This is a genomic window from Cupriavidus sp. a3 (assembly GCF_051015765.1).
Taxonomy (GTDB): domain Bacteria; phylum Pseudomonadota; class Gammaproteobacteria; order Burkholderiales; family Burkholderiaceae; genus Cupriavidus; species Cupriavidus oxalaticus_A.
Window position 1 is genome coordinate 129,287 of the sequence record NZ_CP170644.1, and the last position, 17,950, is coordinate 147,236.

Genomic DNA, 17,950 nt, shown 5'->3' on the forward strand with positions numbered 1-17,950 from the left:
TCCTGCGCCGGCGCCGCGATGCTCGCGACGGCTCGGGCGGTGATGGCGGCCATGGTCGTCGGCACGGCTCATGGCGCGGCACACATTACGCTGCAGAGAAAACACGCGTACTCCCGGATCAATGGTTGGTCTGGCAAGTGCCGGAAGGCGGCGCTCGGCGGCTGCCCGCGCTTGTCCGGCACGGTGGCAATGATCGGCCAGACTTGAGTGGGACAATGCCGCAAACAGACCCGGTTTTCCGCCCGATTTCGGGCCATGGCGGGTGCGTGGCGGCGGGTACTCTGCAAACCGCTGAAAATCGGTGCGCCCCGTCTGCCTTGCCGGCATGAATGTGCTCGACGAGACGCGCCATCGACTGACCCGGCTACCAGCCGGCCCATGACGACGCCATGACCACTATCTCTTCCATCGAGTCCATGCTGCAGCAGTTGCGCGGCCTGTCACAGGTTGCCTCGGGCAACAGCGCCACCCAGTCGGCACCGGTTGCCGGCGGCGGCTTCGCCGGCGAGCTGCAACGCTCGCTGGGCAAGATCAATGCGGCGCAGGAGCGCGCCTATGGCCAGGCCGAGGCCTTCGAGCTGGGCAAGCCGGGGGTGGCGCTCAATGACGTGATGATCGACCTGCAGAAGGCGAATATCTCGTTCCAGACCGGGGTGCAGGTGCGGAACCGGCTGGTGCAGGCGTATCAGGAGATGATGAGCATGCCGATCTGATTGGCGCGGCAGGATTGCCGCGCACAGAGCAAAGAGCCCCTGGCCGCGTGCGCATGCCAGGGGCTCTTTGCCTTTCAGGGATGCGTCAGGGCATGGCTGGGCCAGACCAGCAGAAGTTCAGGTCCGCGGCTCCGCGATGTCCATGCCCGATTCCAGGTGGTAGATCCACGCCAGCAGTTCGGCCACCGCTACATACAGCTGCGGCGGAATCTGGCTGTCCAGGTCCACCTGCATCAGCAGGTTGACCAGCGTGGGCGAGTCGTGGATATAGACACCCGCTTCTTTGGCGCGGGCGATGATGGCCTCGGCCACCACGCCATAGCCCTTGGCAACCACGCGTGGTGCCTGGTTGTTGTGCTGGTAGCTGAGCGCGATGGCCGCGCCGCGGTCTGCTGCGCCTTCGCTCATGACGTGGCTCCTGCGGCGAGGTCGTCCTGGGTCTGGATATTGAGCCGCTGCAGCGGGATGCCCTGGGCTTCCAGACGGTTGCGCAGCAGCGGCCGCGCGGCGATCAGGCGCGCGGCGATATCGGTCTCGCCGGTGGCGACACGCGCCTCCAGTCCGGACGGGCCCAGCGTCAGCAGGACTTCCACAGTGCCAAGGCTGGGCAACTGCAGCCGGATCCGGCTCGACCACGGCCTGCTCGCGTCGTCGGGGCCCTGGCCATTCGCCTCGGGATCCGTACGCCGGATGTCCCACTCCATGGCTGCGCCAGGCCATGCTTCGCCGGCAAAGCGGAACTGCTGCGTCGCGAGCAGTTCGAGCTGCTGGCGAACCACGCCCTCGGTCGCGGGATGAATCGCCGGTCCGGCGGGTGCTGCTTGCCGGGAGGCTTCGCTGGCGATGCTGTCGGTATCGCCGGTGCGCGCTGCATGGGCTGCCATCGGCTCGGCTGCCGCCGGACGCGCGGCGTCCGCGGTGGCCTGGTAGGCCTGCGTCGCCAGCATGCCGGTGGATGGCCGTGGCGGTGGCGTGTCGGCATCGCGGCTATACACGGCTGCGGAGCCGGTGCCCTGGCGCACACCCTGCTCGGACGGCGCGTGGCTGTGCGCCACGCGCGGATTGCGCGGCGAGGCCAGCGCTTCGGCCAGCACCTGCGAGGCCGGCAGCAGCGGCGGTGTGCTAATGCGAGGCACGTCACCGCTGGCCGGTCCGGCATAGGTCAACATGGCCGAGGTGGAAGCCTGCGGCTGCGTGGCGGATGGTTGGCCGGGTGCCGCCTGTGGTGACGTGCGTGGTACGCCTGCCTGCGGCTCCTGCAGGATGGTCGACAAAGGGCGCGCACCGCCGACCCACTGCGCCAGATGCGACTCATAGAACAGCCCGCTTTGTCCCACGGCATTCGCCAGCGCCGCTGCGGCAGCCTGCATCAAACCGGCTGCCGGCGGGGCGGGCAACAACGGCATGCCGGCCTTGACCGGCTGCGGCCCGGCGCCCTCCATCACCGCTAGGATCGCGCGCGCGGCACTGCTCAGCGATTCGCGCGTGGACGTGCCCGGCAGCAGCGCGGCCTGCGCCGGCATGCCATTGGGACCTGCTGCCTGCTGGCTGTGGCGGATTGCCTGGCCGGTGGAATTCTGGACGCTTGATTCCGTGGTCTCGGGCACGGGCTGCAGCGCGGCCAGCCTGTCGATCGCCAGCGCGGGGCGCAGCGATTGCGGGTCCGGGGCCTGACCGGGAGCCAGGCCTGGTGGCAGGTGGATGCCGGTCATTTTTCAGGAATCAGTGGAAAAGGCGGCGCGGCGCACGGACGTGCGTGTGTGTGTTCAGGCGAGTGGGCGCGCCGCTGGCGGCGCGCGGTATCTGTCTGGCTGCCGCTCAGGCCATGGCGCCGTACGTCGACGCAAGCTCCACCTGCCGGCGCGAACTGGTCAGCATGTCGCCGAGCTTCGTGAGCCGCGGCATGGCCAGGTCGCGGATGCTGGCATCGTATGTGAGGATGCGGTCCAGCAACTGGTAGCGGCGCATGCGCTCGGCATCGGAGAAGGGGGTTTCGTGGTCGAGCTGGCGCAGGTGCTCGACCTGTTCCAGGTAAGTGCGCTGCAGCTCGGTGACGGTGTCCCAGTCGCCGGCCTGGGCGGCGTCATGCATGCGGGACGACAGGGCCAGGATGGCTTCGTAGCAGGTGACGATGGGGGAGAAGGGTGCCATGTCAGTTGTCCTGTAAGGCAGGTTGCGGCTCGCCGATCTGCGCCCAGGCCGAAGCCAGGCTTTCCAGTAGGGTATCGACCTCGGCCAGCAGGGCCGCGTCGCTACGCAGGTTGGCCAGCATCAGCCGGCGCACCATGTATTCGTACAGGGACTCGAGGTTGGCGGAGATTTCGCCGCCCGCGTTGTGGTCCAGCACGGCGCGCAGGCCGTTGTCGATGATGTCGATGGCTTTGGAGATGGCGTTGCCGCGTTCGGCAATGTTGCCGCCTTCCAGGTGGAACTTTGCCCGCGCGATGGCGGCGCGGGCGCCGTCATACAGCATCGTGATGAGTTTGTGCGGGCTGGCGCTCATCGCGCCGGTGTGAACACCGACCTGGGCGTAGGCGTTAGCGGCTTGGCGGGCGAACATGTGCGTTATCCCCGTACGTTACTTGGAGCTGCTGTTGGTGAGCGCGTTGAACTGCTGCGTCAGGTAGCTGCTGGTGCGGTTCATCTGCGCGACGACCAGGTCCAGTTGCGTGAACTGGGCCTTGTAGCGGTCGATGGTAGCGTTGACCCGCTCTTCGACGCGGTCATAGTCGTCTTCCAGGTCCTTCAGCGTCTTGGTGATGCCATCCTGGGCCGATTTGAGTGCGCCATCGGTCTTGGTCAGGCCGTCGACGTAGTCGGTGACCTGCTTGCCGATGCCGCCGCTGCCGCTGGTGCTGGAAAACATTGCCGTGACACCGGCAAGGTCATTGTTCAGAGCCTTGGTCAGCTTGGTGTCGTCGAGCGCCATCGTGCCGTCCTTATTGAACGAGATGCCGACGTCGATCAACGTCATCGTGCCACCATTGCCGTTGTCCAACGCGCCGCCGAGCATGCCGCGCAGGCGCGACTGGATAGAACGCAGCGTGGTGTCGCCGGTCAGCGCCGCCGAAGTGCCGGCGTCGGTGTCGAAGGCCGTCAGGGACTTCGCCGCGCTCTGGATATTGTTATACGCGGTGACGAAGGCCTGGACCGACGACTTGATCGAATCGTTGTCGCGCGTCACCACCAGCGAGGTGGTGCCGGTCTTGCTCAGGTTCATGGTCACGCCCTGCGCCGCGTCCACCACCGAGTTGCTCTGGCTGACCACGTCGATGCCGTTGATCTTCAGCGTGGCATTGGCCGGCGGGACCTTCTGCTCCATCTTGTTCGCGGCGGGCGCGGCGGCAGGGTCAAAGGCAACGAGGTTGTTCAATGCGGCATCGCCCGACGACACGCGCATCGTGGCTTGCGTGCCGGTCTTGTCGGAAGTCAGCACCAGGCGGTAAGGCGTGGCGCTGCCATCGTTGACGATGCTCGCGGTCACGCCGACGCCAGCCTTGTTGATGGCGTCGCGCACGCCTTCCAGCGATGCGTTGGCCGGGATCGTGACCTTCTTGGTGCTGGTGGCGGCGCCACCGGTGGCCAGCGCTTCGCCAAAGTCAAAGGTGATCTCGCCCCCGCCGATCGCCGCCTTCTGGTCGGCGACGTTGCCGCTCACGAGCGACTGGGCGGTGGCCAGCGTGTTGACGGTGATGCTGTAGTTGCCCGGTACGGCATTGGCTGCGGTGGTCACCGACATCACGTCGGTGGAGCCGACGGTGGCCTTGACCGCGCCGAATGTATCGGCGTTGGACAGCTTCTTGGCCGCGGCCTGGTATGCCGACAGCACGCTTTGCAGCTGGCTGAAGGCTGACAGCTTGGTCTGGTAACTCCTGGCCTGGTTGTTGATGGCGGTGAGCGGCGCTTGCTCAGCCGTCTTGAGCTGGTCCAGCAGGGAACTCAGGTCCAGGTTGGAGCCGATGCCGATGGAGGAGATCGTTGCCATGCGTGTCGTGCCTTTCTTCAACTTTGTTCGTTTCCGCGGCGATGGTGGGGTATTCCGTGCCTCAGGCCTTCTGGGTGACGAGCAACCCCTGCAACTTGTTCATGGCCCGGGCGATGCGCAGCACCTCTTCGGTGGGCATCTGGCGGATCAGGTCACCTGTTTCCTTGTCGATCACCTTGGTGATGATGCGGTTCGTGTCTTCATCGATCTCGAAACGCAGGCCGATCGAGGTGGTCTCCAACACGTCGGCAAGTTCGCCGAGCGCTGCCAGTGCTTCCGCGGAGTCGGCGCTATCGTTGCTCATCCTTGCCGCCTCGCTTAGCGCTTGGGGTGCTACGGTTGGTTTCGGGGTGCGCTGCGCCGCGGTGTCATTGGTGGAGAGCATTTCGGGCGGCAGGCCGACTTTGCCAGGGTTCAAGATCAAGAATGGCGGCATGATCTGTTCCTTACACGGCGGGAGAATTCGGGGTTAGGTTGAAACGCTTGGCTCGCAGCGGTCTGCCAGCGAAGCGATCCAACTGATCGGGAAAAAAGGCTGGGCCTCGCGGCCCAGCCTTTGATGCCTTGCGCGGATGCGATCAACGCAGCAGCGAGAGCACGCCTTGCGTGGTCTGGTTGGCTTGCGCCAGCACAGAGGTACCTGCTTGCTGCAGAATCTGCGCACGGGTCATGTTGGACACTTCCGTGGCGTAGTCAGCGTCTTGAATACGCGAGCGCGAGGCCGACAGGTTGGTTACTGCAGTGCCCAGATTGGCGATCACCGAGTCAAAGCGGTTTTGCACGGCACCAAGGGAACTGCGCAGATCGTCGACCTTCTTCAGCGCCGCGTCGATCGCCTCCAGCGGGCTCGCGGTCGTACCGGTCTGCAGGCTAGCAACTGAAACTTTCGACGTGTCAACGGTGAAGGCGGCCGTGCCTGCAGTCGTCGTGGTATCGGCCGATTGCGGATCCAAGGCGATATAGCGGTACATTGCAGTGCCGTCGACTGCGCCGGTGAAGCCTTGGTTGATCAGCGAGGTGGTTTCGCCGGCGCCGTTAGGAGTGATCGCAACCTCGGCATACAGATTACCGTTCTTATCCGCCACGGCGTTGCCGGTGAAGACTGCGCCGCCAGCTGCCAAGCCGAGCTTGGACGACAAGTCGTCCGTGTTCGCTTCTGCGACAGTAGTGGTCGTAATGGCAGTAGTCGAGCCGTAGAGGGCTTGCAGCTGAGCGGCCGTGGGAGCATCGCCAGCTGCCGAGCCAGTTGCGCCATCGAAGGCGAAAGTAGCGGTGGCGGCCGGACCGGCTACGTTGAAGCCTTGCATCCCCAGAGTTTTCGAACTGATTTCGGCCAAATCGATGGTGATCGTCTCGCCGTCGTTAGCGCCAACTTGGATGGTAAGGGGCTTGGCGCTGGAGGACAGCACCTTCACGCCGTTGAAGTCGGTCTGTTGCGAAGTCCGGTCGATTTCCGACAGGCGCTGCGAGATTTCGTCCTGGATCGACTTCAGGTCCGAAGCCGAGTTCGAGCCGTTGGCGGCCTGCACGCTCAGTTCGCGGATACGCTGCAGGTTGTTGTTGACTTCGGTCAGCGCGCCTTCGGTCGTTTGCGCCAGCGAGATGCCGTCGTTGGCGTTGCGCTGTGCCTGGGTCAGGCCCTTGATGTTCGCAGTGAACCGGTTCGCAATCGCCTGACCAGCTGCATCGTCCTTGGCGCTGTTGATGCGCAGGCCCGACGACAGGCGCTGGATCGCCGTGTTCAGCGACGATTGCGAAGCGTTCATGTTGTTCTGAGTCATCAGAGACAACGAATTGGTGTTAATGACTTGCGCCATTTACGACTCCTATTTGCAAAGTTTTTTGGCATTCCGGCTGCTAGCCGTAACGTTGGCTGCCTGCTTTGCAGGGCGTAGAGTGCCTCCGTTGCAAGGGTTATCGACCGCCCCCGGCAAAGGTTTAGAGTGATCTCTGCAAGAGTTTCAGGGGGTATCGCCGGGGGCGCCCGGGCGTGCGTCGGCCTGCCAACAGGCCGCAGGAGTGTGGTGTTGCGATGGCTGCTTCAGCGCCCCTTGCGCGTCCGCGGTATATAGATAGGCACGAATTCCGCCGCAATCGCCGGATCGATACCGACCACCGGCGTGTCCAGCGGTGTCACCAAACAAATCGCCTGCTTGTAGACAATGGTGGGCTGCGGATCGTCCAGCCGCCGGCCGAGCAGCACCATATAGTTGTCCGTCGCCAGCACGATCCCCTGCAGGCGCGTGCCGTTGGACAAATAGACGACCACCGGCGCGCGGTTGGCCGACTGGGCGGCGAGGTGCTGGTACTGCAGTTCCTTTCGGGTGGAGCGCTTGGGCCGGATTTCCTTCTTCTTCACAACGACTCCGGAAGAGCCCGCAAGGGTTCTGGCGGCTGATGACGGTCCGTTGGCCGGCGACCGGGTGGGCGGCGCGGCCAGGGCGGCAGGGGAAAGGTCCGCTCTCGGAACCGGCCTCGGGTCGGGACGTCGGCGCCGCGACGCCTGCGGGCCTCTTGTGTGGGCCGCGGGAGTGTCGGGCACATGCCGGCGAGGGGCGCTGCCAGAAGAGAAGGGGAGTACTTCAGCGCCGAGAGTAACAAAGTTTTACAAGCGTCGACGGGCAGAGTGCTTCGCCAGGCCTAGAGTGTTAGCTCTACAAAATTTGTTGCGCTCGGAGCCGTGGTATTGTACCGGTTTTGTGCGACTGCACAATGATCTCCGCCTGCCGTGTCCACCCAGCCCTGACGCGGTCGGGGCACGCAGTGAAAAACTGAAGGAAAGTCAAAATTCGTCCTGAAGTAATATCAGGACCCAAATTGCTAAAAGTGCGCCAATTGTCGCATAACAGGGATTCCCCTGATAGAAACGGGATTTACACCTCATGTAAGCGAGTTTATATTCTTGGCGAGAGCTTGGTTTCAAGCTCTTGCAGTCCTGGAAAGCCTACGAGCACCCCGCGCGTGGGCTTCTTTTTTGGTGCCTACGTCGTTTGAGTCGCGCTCTGTGGCGCTGTAGCCGGGAATAAACCGACCGTTCGGAATGCCCAGCGTGATTAAAAGCCACCTTCCGGACAGGCAATTCACCGAACTGCGGGTGTTTTTGCCTCTAATTCTCATTTCCCTTCAAGAATTGTGCGCTGACCGCCGATAGCGCGCCACCGCTGCCATATGCCCTAGCGCGCCCGACACCGCCTCGATGCGCGGCTTTCCGCGATCCTGCCGTCCGCAGGTGCACATGACCGCCTCCTCCCCGCCGCCCTTGCAAGCGGCCGCCCGTTGGGCCTTCCGCTTCCTCGGGCGGCACTGCTTCCAAGTCCGGCAGCCAGCGCAACACCGGCGCTCCCGTGCCGCCGGTGCCGGTCATGCAGGTGATCTTCGGGCTGATGCTGGCGATCCCGTTCGGCGCGTTTGCGGCGGACCGGCTGATGTCGTGGAGCGGGCGCGACAAGCCGCTGCGGATGGCCGGCGCGCTGGTGGCGCCGCTGCTGGTGGCGCGGCTGCCGGAGACAGTGCTGCGCGGCAGCGTCGGCAGCGCGGCAGCGGCTGCGGAGTAAATATTCCGAAGGCCGCGCCAGGATGTCCTAGCCCGCGGCCCCGCCCACATTGCCGCCGCGCGCCACGCGCCGCCGTGCCCGTGCGGCCAGCCCCGCGCCCAGTGCCCAGCGCAGCGCCGGCGCAAGCACGCGCATGCCAGCCCGCGTGGCCGAGCGCCGCAGCGACGGTCCGTCGAGGTCGAGCTGCTGCCGCGCCCACGGCGGCAGCAAGGCAATGCCGGCATCGGCCATGATCCGCACCGCCGGTTGCAGCAGCGGGTTGGCCACCGGCATCCTGCGCACCAGCCGCACCACTTCACGGGTGCGCTCGCTGGCCTGCAGCTGGGGCCGCATCGCTTCCAGGTAGGCCGCCACCGCCGCGCGCGAGCGCGGCACGTCGGCTGCGCCGAGCAGCAGCGCAACGCGCGCGACCTCGTCGTAATAGCGGTCCTGCTCGGCCTCGCCCAGCGGCCCGACATAGCGCAGGTAGCCCGCCATGAAGCTCGACACCTCGGCCACATGCACCCATGTCAGCAGCGCCGGATCGGTCGCCGCATAAGGCCGTCCGTCCGGCGCCACGCCGGTGACGCCGGCATGGATGCGCCGTACGCGCCCGATCAGCGCCATGGCATCGTCGCGGCTGCCGTAAGTGGTGCCGGCAATAAACTGGGCGGTGCGGCCGAGCCGGCCCTGCATGTCGGTGCGAAAGCTGGAGTGGTCCCACACGCCGGCCAGCGCCAGCGGATGCAGCGTCTGCAGCAGCAGCGCGCTGACGCCGCCGGCCAGCATTGCCGGGAAGTCTGCGTGCACGCGCCAGCAGACCGCGTCGGGGCCGAACAGCCCGGGGTCGCCGGGCGGGTTGTCATAGTCGAGCGTGAGGCCGGAATTGCTGCGCGTCAGCGCGCGTACCTGCGCGCCGGCGTGCGCACGCACCCTGGCCACCGGTCCAGGCGCGCTGCGTTCGCGCCGGGCGTCGCGGGAGACCGCGGAATCAGCGGAATGGGCGGGATCGGTGTGGCTGGACAAGACCGTGTGGCAAGCAAGAAGACGTCACGGCCAGCATACACGGTAAGCCGCGGACGCGTGCGACGGGGTGCCGCGGCAATTTGGAAAGGAGAGCGGCAACCTCAGCAAAAAGGGCCGGATCTCCCGTTCGGGAGACCCGGCCGATCAAGTTCCGGCGTATGCCCCTGCGGCCGCACCGCATGTTGCTGCCGCACATACCCGGATAGCTGCCTCTATGTCAGCGGCAAGCCTGACTGCTGAGGTTACTGTTGGCGTTGTCCGCCCTGGCCGCCTTGACCGCCCTGTTGGCCGCCCTGACCGCCTTGCTGACCACTGCGTTGACCGCTCTGCTGGCCCGGTTGCGAGCTGCCGCGATCCTGCTGTTGCTGTTGGCCTTGGCCACGATCTTGATTACCCATTTGACCGCCGCCCTGTTGTTGTCCCATGCCGCCTGATTGCTGGCTGCCGCGTTGGCCAGATTGCTGTTCTTGTTGCTTTTGATCTTGCTTTTGGCCCGACTGCGATTGACCCGGCTGTTGCTGCTGTCCCATTGCTAGTCTCCTTGACGCGGCGGACTGCCGCATTCCCGGTTTTGCAATCGCCATGCCAAGCGGAAGCATGCCGGCAGCGGGCTTGCCGTGGCGGGCGGCGCCGCATGCTGCACCCGGCGCGGCTGCCCGCTTTTACAACAGGTGGACCGATTTACACACCCCTGTCGCCGCGGCTCCCGCGTGGCGTTGGGAGAACACTTGGTATGGACTTTGCGGACTGACAACGTGCCAGCAGTCCCGCGTGCCAGGCAGCGAACGCGGCGGAGGCGCTGGGAACCTGTACAGGAGACACAGCCATGCGAATTACCCGATTTTCCGCGCGCGGCATCAGGCTGGCTTGCGTGGCCGCAGCGTTGGCGGCGGCTGCCGGCGCCGCGCAGGCGCTGGACAAAAGTGGCCTGATATTCATCGCGGCCGACAACGCGCCGGCGGCACCGGTCAACTCCGCGCCAGGCATGCCGGGCCGGGCCGACCCGGATCGTGGCGCGAGCGCCGACATGAGCGCCGACAAGGCCAAGCAGGCGGTCGAGGATGGCGCCATCACCACCAAGATCAAGACCAAGCTGCTGACCGCCAAGGATCTCAAGTCGACCGGCATCCACGTGAAGACGAAGAATGGCACGGTTGAAGTGGGCGGCACAGTGCCAAGCCAGCAACAGCATAACCTGGCACTGGACACGATCCGCAGTGTCGAAGGCGTGACGTCGGTGAACGATAACCTCAAGGTCACTTCGCGCTGACCGCTGAAGCGCAATGCCGGGCACGCCAGTGCCCGCCGTCCGCCGATGTGCGAAACACAACGCACCATCTCCGGTTTTCCGGATTCCAGCTAGGCGGCTTTGCGGCGCGTCGTGCCCGTGCTCTTGCGAGCCGCGGCATGAGACTTGGCATGCGACTTGGTGTGCGACTGGGCCGGCGCATGCTTGGCCGCGGTCGTGCGCTTGGCCGTCGTCCGCTTTGCCGGTGCTTTCTTCGCCGCTGCATGGCGCGCGGGCGTCTTGCGGCGGCTGCGGCTTGCGCCGGCGCGGTCGTCGTCGGCTTCGGCTTCCTTCGCCGCTTGCGATTCCTCCGCCGGCTTCGCGCGGCGCCGGCCCTTGCCGTCGTCGCCCTTGCCGCGCTCGCCCAGGCTCTTGCGCAGCAGCGCCACCATGTCGATGACCTTGGCGCTGCGCCGTGGCGCTTCTTCGTCCTCGGTGGGCTGGGTCAGCTGGTGCGTCTTGCCGGATTCGATCTTGGCGTCGATGCGCGCCATCATGTCGTCGCGATAGGTGTCGCGATACTGTTCTGGCTTCCAGTCTTCGGTCATGTCCTCGACCAGCTTGGTTGCCATCTCGATCTCGCGCGCATGGGCGCCGCTGCCCTTGGTGCTCGACGCCTTCGGCAGGCGCAGCTCCGAGATCGGCAGCACTTCGTCGGCGAAGCGCATGGTGTTGAGTACCAGCGCGTTGTCGTGGACCAGCACTGCCGCCAGGTGCTGGCGATTGCGCAGCACCACCAGCGCCAGCGCGGCGCGGCCGGTGCGCCGCATCGTCGCATGCAGCAGCGCGTAGCCGCGGTCGCCGCGCTTGTCCGGCTCGAGGTAGTAGGGGGTGTCGAAGAAATAGGGCGGAATGCTCTGCGCCTCGACAAAGCTGACGATGTCGACCGTCTGCGTGGCTTCGACATTGGCCTGGCGGAAATCCTCGTCGTTCAGCAGCACGTACTCGTCCTTGGCGTACTGGTAGCCCTTGACGATGTGCTCCTTGTCGACCGGCTTGCCGGTGCTCTTGTTGATGCGCTGGTAGCCCACCGGGGCCATGTCGCGCACGTCTAGCAGGTCGAGGTCGAGTGTCTGGCTGCGCGACGCTGGCCGCAGGACGACCGGGATATTGACGAGGCCAAAGGTAATGGCGCCTTTCCAGATGATGCGGGACACTTGACGGCTCCTTTATCGCATTGATCGCGCGCGCGTTGCGGCGGCGGTGGCGGCTGGTCGCCCGGTGGCGGGTCGGAGACGGGTTCGGGAGGCCCCGGCGGCGGCTCGGGCGGCGGGACTTCCGGCTCTCGCGGGGGAATGTCGGGGTCGGGCGTGGTATGCACGTAGGCTCCTTGTCAGGGTTGATGGCGCACCGGCATGGCCGGTGGCTAAACGCGGTCCTTGAGCGTATCGAGCAGGTGCGTCAGCGCGTCCAGGTCGGCCGGCTTGACCAGGTGCTGGTCGAAACCTGCTTCCATCGCGCGCCGGCGGTCCTCGGGCTGGCCGAAGCCGGTCAAGGCGACCAGCGTGGCGCCGCGCATCTCGGGCAGCGCGCGCAGCCGGCGCGCGGTCTCGAAGCCGTCCATGGCCGGCATGCCGAGATCCAGCAGCACCACTTCCGGGCGCGCGGCGGTGGCGAGCGCGACAGCCGTGGGCCCGTCCGGCGCCGTCACCACGGTGTGGCCCATGGTCTGGAGCGTCATGGTCATGGCTTCGAGGGCGTCGGCGTTGTCGTCCACCACCATGATCCGCCGCGACACGCCGCTGTGCGCCGCGGACTTGCCGGTGCCGGGGTGCCACTTGTGCCACGGCTCGACCGGCAGCGTGACGCTGAAGGTGCTGCCCTGGCCAGGGCCGGGGCTGTCGGCGCGGATCGTGCCGCCATGCAGCAAGACCAGCTTCTGCACCAGCGTCAGGCCAATGCCGGGCCCGTCGTGCGGGAAGGCGTTGGCCGGCGCCGTGCCGTGGTTGATGTTGCGGTTGCCGACGCTGCTGTCGATGCTGCTGCCTTTGCCGGCGTTGCCATCGGCGGGATCGTGCGGGGCCAGCGGGTCGAACAACAGCCGCTGCAGCGCCTCGGACAGTCCGGTGCCGTTGTCGCGCACGCGCACCGTGACATGGCCGCCGGCGGAACCGCTGGCCGCATTCTCGTCGAGCGTGGCGTCGACCGTGATGTGGCCGCCCGCGGGCGTGTAGGCGGCGGCATTGTGCAGCAGGTTGCTGAAGATCTGCGTCAGCCGCACCAGGTCGCCGCGCACCGGCAGCGGCTGCTCGGGCAGCGACAGGCGCAGCGTGTGGCCGTAGACGTCGATCTCCGGCCGCACCGCTTCGACCGCAGTACTGAGCGCGGCGCGCAGCTCTACCAGGTCCTGGCGCAGCGTGATGCGGCCCTGGTTGAAGCGCGAGATATCGAGCAGCTCGTCGACCAGCCGGGTCAGGTGGTGCAGCTGGCGGCCGATGATGTCGCGCGCGCGGAACATGTCCTCGCGCGAAGGCGACAGCTGCTGCAGCATGTCGGCAGCGCTGCGCAGCGGTGCGAGCGGGTTGCGCAACTCGTGGGCGAGCATGGCCAGGAACTGGTCCTTGCGCCGCTCCTCGTCGCGCAGCGTGCGTCCGGCGCGGTTCTGCAGCGTCACGTCCTGGCAGATGCCGGCAATGCGCAGCGGCCGGGCATGGCCGGTATCGCAGGCATCGCCGCCATCGCCGGCATCGGCGCGCGCGGCCGCCTGACCGGCGCCGTGCACGGGGAAGGCGCGCGCGCGGATCTCGCAAAGCTGGCCGTCGGGCCGCGTCATCTGGAATTCGATATCCATGCGGCCGTCGGCCAGCATGCTGGCGAGAGCGACCTCGACGCGTGGTCGGTCGGCCGGGACCAGGCGGTCCAGGCAGCGGCGCGGGTTCTCCATCACCTCTGCGGCCGAATGGCCCCACAGCGCCTCGAACGAAGGGCTGACGAACAGCAGGCGCCGGGCGGCGGGATCAAGGATCCAGACCACGTCGGCCAGCGACTCCGCCAGCTGGCGGAACAGGTCCTCGTTGTCGTGCAGGGCCTGCGTGGTGCGGTGGTAGGCATCTTCCGCCCCGCGCAGCCGCAGCAGCGCCTGGATGCTCGACAGGACTTCCTCGGGCTCGGCAGGCTCGACCAGGTAGCCGTCGGCGCCGCAGTTCAGCGCCTCGACCCGCTGGCGCGCCTGGGCCACGCCGGGCGAGGTCAGCAGCACCAGGGTGCGGGCGATCTCCGGGTCGTCCTTGATCAGCCGGCACACCTCCAGCCCACTGATATCGGGCAGGCGCGACGACAGCAGCACCAGCGCCGGCGCATGCTGGCGCACCAGCGCCAGCGCCGACTGGCCGGTGGCCGCCTCGATCACGGAAAACTCGCCGCGATGCAGGATGCGGCTCTTGACGTAGCGCGGTCCCTCGCGGTCCTCGACGTTGAGGATCAACGGAGCGCGGTTGGCTTGCGGGCGCATGGCGTCACGCTGACGCGCGCTTTCGCGCGCGTCCGCAGGCGACCACCGGCGCGCAGGCGCGCGGCCGGTGCGGCCGGTTTCGGAGCAGGTAAAAGCGTGCCGGCTCCGTGTCCTCGTGTGCAAATCCTGCAAGGCTGGGCGGCATGCCGGTTGTAATAACTACGTGCGTGCAGAAGTGATCCATTGCGTTCCCCCTTTGTGGCGGCTTATCCACGGGCCCTCGACGAGGCCGTTCCGCTTCGCAGTGGCAAGAGGCATGCCGGGGCCATGCGCCGGCGGCAGGACGCGACGTGCCTTTAGCGGCGCGCGGCCTCGCCGCTATGCGCTTCGGCACTTGGCGAGGTGCCGCCGTGCGGGCCGGTCGAGCCAGGAGCTTCGGCCGCCTTTTGCGGGATCTTGCCGGGCTCGGTGGCGCCCCCTGCGGCAGCGCCCTTGCCAAAACGCGCTGCCAGCTTGTCCTGCACGCGAGTCAGGGCTTCGGCCTGCTGCTTGGCCGTTTCCGCTTCCTTGGCCTTCTTGGCTTCGGCCGCCTGCTGCTGCTCGGGCGTGGGTGCCGGCAAGCGCGCCTGCACCGGCGCGGCGGCGAACGACAGCATCGCGCATGAAATCAGCAGACGGCGCAGCGCGCGCCGGTTGTGCGGCGCGCGGGTGCCGGAGCCAGCGCTGCCGCCGCCGACGGCGCGGATCGTACCGGGAATGCTGAGGTGGGTCATTGCGCTCTCTCCGTAGGTTGCGGCCTGGGCTCACGCCGGGTGTCCCGCCGTTTGTCCCGCCGTTTGTCCTTATGGAAAGCGGGGCAAGAAATGTGCCGCAGGTGAGGCGAGGTGGTTCAGCCGGCCCGCCCCAGCCGCGCCGCGGCACGGGTGATGGCCTGCCGCACGCCGGCATAGCCGGCCCACGGATCGTCGGCCTGCAAGGCCTCCAGCCGCGGGCCCACGTTGGCGACGGTCCATTGCGCCGCGCTCTCCAGCGTCCCGAGCTCTTCCCATGAGACCGGGATCGATACGCCCAGCCCTGGCCGCGCGCGTGCCGAGAACGCCGCGACGGTGGTCGCGCCGACACCATTGCGCAGGTAATCAATGAAAATCTTCCCTACGCGATTGCGCGCACCGCTCTTGGCGACGAAGCGCTGCGGGATGGTGGCGGCGACATGGCGCACTACGTCTTGCGCGAAGTCCTTGACCTCGTCCCAGCCGGCGCGCGGCGCGACCGGCACCACCACGTGCAGGCCTTTGCCGCCGCTGGTCTTCAGGAAGCTGGCCAGGCCAAGCTCGTCGAGCAGTGCCTTCATCAGCGCGGCGGCCTCCTGCATCTGGTCCCAGGGCACGCCTTCGCCGGGGTCCAGGTCGAAGATGATGCGATTGGGCCGGTCGAGGCTGCGCTTGCTGGCATTCCAGGTGTGGAACTCGACCACGTTAAGCTGGGCCGCCGAGACCAGCGCCTCGGCCGACACGATCTCCAGCAGCGCGGGATGCCCCGGCCACAGCGACGGGTCCAGGATGTTGATGCCATCGACGCGCAGCGTGTCGCCATGGCGCTGGAAGAACTGTTCGCCGCCCACGCCGGCAGGGGCGCGCACCATCGCGATCGGGCGGCCGCGCAGGTGCGGCAGCATCAGCGGCGCGGCCTGCTCGTAGTAGCGCACCAGGTCGCCCTTGGTCAGGCCGGAGGCGGTGTCGATCACGCGTTCGGCATGGCTGATCCTGACCTTGCCACCCAGCGCGGCAGGCTGCTTGCCGTGGGAGCCGGTTCTTTCCGCGGTTTTTGCCGGAGCCTTCTCGGCTGTCTTCGATGCAGTCCTGGCTGCGCGCTTTGCGGGGGCCTTCTCTGGCGCCGTCTTTGCCGCCGTCTTTGCTGCTTTCGCTGCGGCCTTGGTCCCCTTGCCGGCCGGTGCCGCCGGCATCTCGACCGACACCGCGCCGGCGGGCTTGTCGGTGCGCAGCCCGTGGAACACGGCATGGCGCACGCGGCCTTCGCGGGTCCAGCTGCCGAACGACACCTCGGCCACCAGCTTCGGCCGCACCCAGTGTCCCTTCACGCCCGCCGGCACGGTCGCGAACGGCGACGTATCGGCGCGCAGCGCGTCGAGCTGCGCGCGCAGTTCGCCGAGCGTGCGCGTGTCGAAGCCGGTGCCGACGTTGCCGGCATAGCGCAGCCGTCCGCCGCTGTCGTGCACGCCCAGCAGCAGCGAGCCGATGCCGGTGCGGCTGCCGCTGGGATCGGTAAAGCCCGCCACCACGAATTCCTGGCGCAGGGTGCATTTGAGCTTGATCCAGGTGTTGCTGCGCGTGCTGACATAGCTGGAATCGGCGCGCTTGCCGATCACGCCTTCGAGCTTCATGCGGCAGGCGGCGTCGAGCATTTCGTCGGGGGCGGCCTCGAAGTCCTCGCTGAACTGCAGCCGCGGCGCGGTGTTGCCGGCAAAGATATGCCGCAGCAGCGCGCGGCGCTCGGCCAGCGGCACCTTGCGCAGGTCATGGCCGGCATAGAAGGGCAGGTCGAACACGAAGTACTGGATGGCCTCGACGCGCGCGGTATCGAAGGCGTTCTGCAAGGCCTGGAAGTCGGTCTCGCCATGCTTGCCGAGCACCACGATCTCGCCGTCGAGCCAGCCGTCGGGCAGCCCCAGCGTGCCGACATCACGCGCCAGCGCGCGCAGCTTCGCGGTCCAGTCATGGCCCTGGCGCGTGAACAGCCGCACGTCCTTGCCGTCGATGCGCGCCAGCACCCGGTAGCCGTCGAACTTGATCTCATAGCGCCAGGCCGCGGCGTCGGCCGGAGGCTTGTCGACCAGCGTGGCCAGCTGCGGCGCCAGCGCCAGCGGCAACGCCGCGCGCGGCGCGCCGGGCGGCGGCTTCAGTGCCCTGGCGCGGGGGGCGGCGTGGGTTGTCCCGCCGGCGTCGGCCTTGCCGGCACGCTTTGCCGCCGGCCTGGCGGAGCCGCTGGCAGCTTGCGTCTTGCGCGCCGTGCCGCCCAGCACGCTGTCGGGCAGCGCCTCGACCACGTCGAACTCGGCCGCCGGCACCGCGGCGTCGTCGCGCTCCTTGATCAGCAGCCACGCGTCCTGCTCCTTCTGCCGGCTGCCGTGCATCCGCACCAGCGTCCAGTGGCCATGCAGCTTTTCGCCGCGCAGCTCGAACTTGAGCTTGCCGGCGCGGTAGCCGGCCTCGGCGTCGCCGACCGGCACCCAGGTGCCACGGTCCCATACGATCACCGTGCCCGCGCCGTAGTGCCCGGCTGGGATGACGCCCTCGAAGCCCGCGTAGTCCATCGGATGGTCTTCGACGTGGACTGCCATGCGCTTGTCGTGCGGGTCCAGGCTCGGGCCCTTGGGCACGGCCCAGCTTTTCAGCGTGCCGCTGAGTTCGAGCCGGAAGTCGTAGTGCAGCCGCCGCGCCGCGTGCTTCTGGATCACGAACGACAGCTCGCCGGCGCGCTTGCGCGGTGCGCCGCGTGTGCGGGCGGCGGCACCGCTGGGCTCGGGCGTGGCGCCGAAGTCGCGCATGCGGCGGTATTTGTCCAGCGCGGCGCTGGCCGTGCTGCGCTTGCGGGCCGCCGCGCCGGCCTTGCGCGCCGCCGGCGGCGAGCCCTTGCGGGCAGGCTTGCCGCTGCGCGCCGTCGTGCGCTTTGCCGCAGTGCGGCTGTCGCCGGAGTCCTGTCGCGTCGTCTTGGCCATGGCTGTCGCCGGTTGCGGAAAGATGCATCCAGCTTAGGCAGCACATGGCGCCGGCGAAATCGGCGCCAGTCCTACAGCGGCACAGGATGGCGCCGCGACGGCACGCGCACGGCAGCGCGTGCCGGCCGGCATGTGGTTCTTACCGGACGTTGTAATTCTGCCGCGCGTCTGCTCCCCCCTCCGCGCGCCCGCGGGCCGGCGCGGATGGGAACGCAATTTGCGATGCTTGTCTGCAATGCACTGTCGGTGATCAACCATTGCCACGCCCGGCGCCGTGC

The 17,950-nt window shown here is 67.4% G+C and carries 18 protein-coding genes; 5 read left to right on the plus strand and 13 right to left on the minus strand.

The window, feature by feature from the left end; all coding sequences use genetic code 11:
* Window positions 1–18: 18 nt before the first annotated feature.
* Window positions 19–207 (plus strand): hypothetical protein, encoded by a 189-nt coding sequence (locus ACAD63_RS22525; RefSeq protein ID WP_135703270.1) that lies wholly within the window; start codon window positions 19–21, stop codon window positions 205–207.
* 182 nt (window positions 208–389) lie between these two features.
* Complete coding sequence (fliE, locus tag ACAD63_RS22530; RefSeq protein ID WP_133096018.1) at window positions 390–713, plus strand: flagellar hook-basal body complex protein FliE; 324 nt, start codon at window positions 390–392, stop codon at window positions 711–713.
* 117 nt (window positions 714–830) lie between these two features.
* Here fliE and ACAD63_RS22535 read toward each other — a convergent pair whose 3' ends face one another.
* The 8 genes from ACAD63_RS22535 to ACAD63_RS22570 all read right to left on the minus strand — a co-directional run bounded on the left by ACAD63_RS22535 (window position 831) and on the right by ACAD63_RS22570 (window position 7,057).
* Window positions 831–1,121 (minus strand): EscU/YscU/HrcU family type III secretion system export apparatus switch protein, encoded by a 291-nt coding sequence (locus ACAD63_RS22535; RefSeq protein ID WP_135703269.1) that lies wholly within the window; start codon window positions 1,119–1,121, stop codon window positions 831–833.
* Window positions 1,118–2,425 carry a flagellar hook-length control protein FliK gene (locus ACAD63_RS22540; RefSeq protein ID WP_195430243.1) on the minus strand — a complete coding sequence of 436 codons (1,308 nt, stop codon included), beginning with the start codon at window positions 2,423–2,425 and terminating at the stop codon, window positions 1,118–1,120. The genes ACAD63_RS22535 and ACAD63_RS22540 overlap by 4 nt, the downstream gene beginning before the upstream one ends.
* Before the next feature lie 106 nt (window positions 2,426–2,531).
* Window positions 2,532–2,864 (minus strand): flagellar protein FliT, encoded by a 333-nt coding sequence (locus tag ACAD63_RS22545; RefSeq protein WP_135703267.1) that lies wholly within the window; start codon window positions 2,862–2,864, stop codon window positions 2,532–2,534.
* Between the two features lies 1 nt (window position 2,865).
* Window positions 2,866–3,273 carry a flagellar export chaperone FliS gene (gene fliS / locus ACAD63_RS22550; protein WP_135703266.1) on the minus strand — a complete coding sequence of 136 codons (408 nt, stop codon included), beginning with the start codon at window positions 3,271–3,273 and terminating at the stop codon, window positions 2,866–2,868.
* Window positions 3,274–3,291: 18 nt separating this feature from the next.
* Window positions 3,292–4,698, minus strand: coding sequence for a flagellar filament capping protein FliD (gene fliD, locus ACAD63_RS22555; protein ID WP_135703265.1), 1,407 nt, complete (start codon window positions 4,696–4,698; stop codon window positions 3,292–3,294).
* A 61-nt stretch (window positions 4,699–4,759) separates the two neighbouring features.
* Window positions 4,760–5,134, minus strand: coding sequence for a flagellar protein FlaG (locus ACAD63_RS22560; protein WP_135703264.1), 375 nt, complete (start codon window positions 5,132–5,134; stop codon window positions 4,760–4,762).
* A 142-nt stretch (window positions 5,135–5,276) separates the two neighbouring features.
* Window positions 5,277–6,515 (minus strand): FliC/FljB family flagellin, encoded by a 1,239-nt coding sequence (locus ACAD63_RS22565; RefSeq protein ID WP_434034373.1) that lies wholly within the window; start codon window positions 6,513–6,515, stop codon window positions 5,277–5,279.
* Between the two features lie 224 nt (window positions 6,516–6,739).
* Window positions 6,740–7,057 carry an RNA chaperone Hfq gene (locus tag ACAD63_RS22570; protein ID WP_434034374.1) on the minus strand — a complete coding sequence of 106 codons (318 nt, stop codon included), beginning with the start codon at window positions 7,055–7,057 and terminating at the stop codon, window positions 6,740–6,742.
* A gap of 1,003 nt (window positions 7,058–8,060) precedes the next feature.
* Between ACAD63_RS22570 and ACAD63_RS22575 the strand changes: the two genes are divergently transcribed.
* Window positions 8,061–8,252, plus strand: coding sequence for a hypothetical protein (locus ACAD63_RS22575; protein WP_195430439.1), 192 nt, complete (start codon window positions 8,061–8,063; stop codon window positions 8,250–8,252).
* A 27-nt stretch (window positions 8,253–8,279) separates the two neighbouring features.
* On the opposite strand, the gene ACAD63_RS22580 is transcribed toward ACAD63_RS22575, so the two are convergent.
* The gene (locus tag ACAD63_RS22580; RefSeq protein WP_431189849.1) at window positions 8,280–9,257 is read right to left on the minus strand and encodes an oxygenase MpaB family protein; all 978 of its coding nucleotides are present in this window, start codon (window positions 9,255–9,257) and stop codon (window positions 8,280–8,282) included.
* A 248-nt stretch (window positions 9,258–9,505) separates the two neighbouring features.
* Between ACAD63_RS22580 and ACAD63_RS22585 the strand changes: the two genes are divergently transcribed.
* Window positions 9,506–9,691, plus strand: coding sequence for a hypothetical protein (locus ACAD63_RS22585; RefSeq protein ID WP_434034375.1), 186 nt, complete (start codon window positions 9,506–9,508; stop codon window positions 9,689–9,691).
* A 392-nt stretch (window positions 9,692–10,083) separates the two neighbouring features.
* Window positions 10,084–10,527, plus strand: a complete 444-nt coding sequence (locus ACAD63_RS22590) for a BON domain-containing protein (protein WP_133096007.1) — start codon at window positions 10,084–10,086, stop codon at window positions 10,525–10,527.
* Window positions 10,528–10,616: 89 nt separating this feature from the next.
* Here the strand turns inward: ACAD63_RS22590 and ACAD63_RS22595 are convergent, their stop codons facing one another.
* The 4 genes from ACAD63_RS22595 to ligD form a co-directional block, all read right to left on the minus strand.
* Complete coding sequence (locus ACAD63_RS22595; protein WP_434034376.1) at window positions 10,617–11,702, minus strand: Ku protein; 1,086 nt, start codon at window positions 11,700–11,702, stop codon at window positions 10,617–10,619.
* Between the two features lie 209 nt (window positions 11,703–11,911).
* Window positions 11,912–13,996: a hybrid sensor histidine kinase/response regulator gene (locus ACAD63_RS22600; RefSeq protein WP_434034377.1), complete on the minus strand. Its 2,085-nt coding sequence runs from the start codon at window positions 13,994–13,996 to the stop codon at window positions 11,912–11,914.
* 296 nt (window positions 13,997–14,292) lie between these two features.
* Window positions 14,293–14,709, minus strand: a complete 417-nt coding sequence (locus tag ACAD63_RS22605; RefSeq protein WP_240745745.1) for a hypothetical protein — start codon at window positions 14,707–14,709, stop codon at window positions 14,293–14,295.
* Between the two features lie 116 nt (window positions 14,710–14,825).
* On the minus strand, window positions 14,826–17,672 hold the full coding sequence (ligD, locus tag ACAD63_RS22610; RefSeq protein ID WP_434034378.1) for a DNA ligase D: 2,847 nt from the start codon (window positions 17,670–17,672) through the stop codon (window positions 14,826–14,828).
* Between the last annotated feature and the right edge of the window lie 278 nt (window positions 17,673–17,950).